The sequence below is a fragment of the Pseudanabaena biceps PCC 7429 genome (assembly GCF_000332215.1).
Lineage (GTDB): Bacteria > Cyanobacteriota > Cyanobacteriia > Pseudanabaenales > Pseudanabaenaceae > Pseudanabaena > Pseudanabaena biceps.
On record NZ_ALWB01000381.1, the window covers coordinates 1 to 2078 of the forward strand.

Annotated in this window: 3 protein-coding genes; 2 read left to right on the forward strand and 1 reads right to left on the reverse strand. The window is 41.7% G+C overall.

Annotated elements, in window-relative coordinates:
• The first annotated feature begins 453 nt into the window (after positions 1–453).
• Positions 454–675 carry a DUF4327 family protein gene (locus PSE7429_RS22505; RefSeq protein ID WP_009629702.1) on the forward strand — a complete coding sequence of 74 codons (222 nt, stop codon included), beginning with the start codon at positions 454–456 and terminating at the stop codon, positions 673–675.
• Positions 676–1069: 394 nt separating this feature from the next.
• Positions 1070–1924 (forward strand): cyanophycinase, encoded by an 855-nt coding sequence (locus tag PSE7429_RS22510; protein WP_040690378.1) that lies wholly within the window; start codon positions 1070–1072, stop codon positions 1922–1924.
• Here PSE7429_RS22510 and PSE7429_RS27440 read toward each other — a convergent pair.
• The coding region (locus PSE7429_RS27440) for a hypothetical protein (protein WP_009629704.1) at positions 1885–2078 on the reverse strand (194 nt) is incomplete at its 5' end. The two genes, PSE7429_RS22510 and PSE7429_RS27440, sit on opposite strands and share 40 nt — an antisense overlap.

The following is a 2078-nucleotide window of genomic DNA, read 5'->3' on the forward strand; positions in this document are numbered from 1 at the left end:
AATTGCCGCCGCAGCTTTTAGATGTTCTTTCAGAACTTTGCTTTCTTCGGGTGTCATTCTTTTTTTAACCTCATTTTTTATTCATTTTCTCATATGTCATCTATAAGTAGAAATACTCATTGCATTAGTGAGATGCTCCCTAAGTCCACTTACTTATATAAGTAGCTAGATATAAGTAGCTAGGCATAATTAATTACAAACCAAACCCCGTAAAGTTGCGCCCCTGTGGGGCGCAACTTTACGGGGTTTGGTAATTTATATCGCCAGAAATATTTTTTTCTTTTGAGTTTCATTGACTTTTATGTAGTGATGAAAATCCTATGGGAAAATATTAAAAGTTTGTATCCTCCATCACAGACATCGATCATTTTCATGTAAATTTAAGTCATCAAGTAATTTACTGACTTTAAATTTCAATAAAATTACGCAAAAACCTACAAAGAGAGTTTGGTTATGTTGCACTCACTTTACTATTCCATCAGCGCTATCCAAGACGAAGCAAGACATTTACTCGAAAGCGGACGACTCACTCGCAGTCAACCAATTCATGCTCTCTGTCGCTTCTTTCGCGATCGCGAATGGTGCCAAATCGAACGAGAATTAGAAGATAACCAGTACCTATTACGCGATCGTATTTGCGATCTAGTTAGCCAAGAATGCTGGCAAAGTGATTGAACGCTTATCAAAATCACCCTAAAGTCTCTATAAAAATTCTCCATCAATGTAGTTAGGCACAATTAAATATAAAACCCAAAACCTGTGACTTGCGCTGAGCGCAAGTCACAGGTTTTGTCTCTAATTTTTAATTACGCACAGCTACTTATAAAATTAGGCAAAATTAGGAGAGCAAAATAAGAGGAGACTGGTCACTCTCTAATTTTGTCACCAGCAAACACTAGTCTTTAACAACATAAAAGTTATACAATTTGACAATAGTTAGCCTTATGGTTAGCCATGTAAGCATCAATGGAGGTAATTCAAACCATTGGCGAGTCAGCAAGAGCAAAAAGTGAGTCAAGGCGTTAACCTAATTAATCGCCTGAAAAAATTTGTTGACCAATCTGCTAATATGCTGAACTTAGACGAAGATGTGGCAATAGATAGGGGCATGACTCAAATTATTAAGTCGGCGGTAATGGTAATTGGTGGTGGAGAGGATAAAGTCCAAGACCGCAAGATTCTCAAAGCCTTTGTAGAAAATTCAGGTGGCTCCCAAGCCCGCATCGCGATCATTCCTTGCGCTTCAAGAGAGCCTGATATTATTGGACGAATTTATCATGACATTTTCACTGAACTTGGTGCAAGTGCGGTGGAAGTGTTGGATATCCGCGAACGTCCTCACGATGACTACCCTGAAGCCGAAGCTCTAGTAGATCGGTTTACGGGAATTTTTATGACTGGTGGCGATCAACTCCGCCTTTGTGGGTTAATCGCTGATACTCCCTTTGCAATCACGATCGCCAAACGAATTGACGAAAAGCGTCTCGTACTGGCTGGTACTAGTGCAGGGGCCGCGGCAATGGGCTATCACATGATTTCAGGTGGCAGCAGTGGCGAATCTCCCCATAAAGAACTGGTCAACATGAGCACGGGCTTGAATATTTTGCCCGAAATCATTGTCGATCAGCACTTTCATAACCGTAATCGGATGGCTCGTTTGATGACAGCGATCGCCGCACATCCAGACAAAATTGGCATAGGCATTGATGAAGATACGGTTGCCATTTTTGAACCAAACAATACCATGCGAGTTTTAGGGCGCGGCACTGTCACCGTAGTCGATCCTGGCGAAGTCTCCTACAGCAACCAGCTATGGGTGAGCGGATCTGCTCCTTTGACAATTCATAACCTGCGGGTACATATTCTTGCTGCTGGTTGTAAATATCACCTGCTCAAGCGCATTCCCATTAGCCCATCGGTATAGCCAATCCTGTAATGTGAGTCTTGTTTACCCAAAAAAAAGTAGGGACAAATTGTCCCTACTTTTTTATTGCTATGGCGATCGCCAAATGTATAGCTATATTCAATTAAGTCAGGAAACCAAACCCAATAGAGAGTTGCGGCGCGAAGCGCCGCAA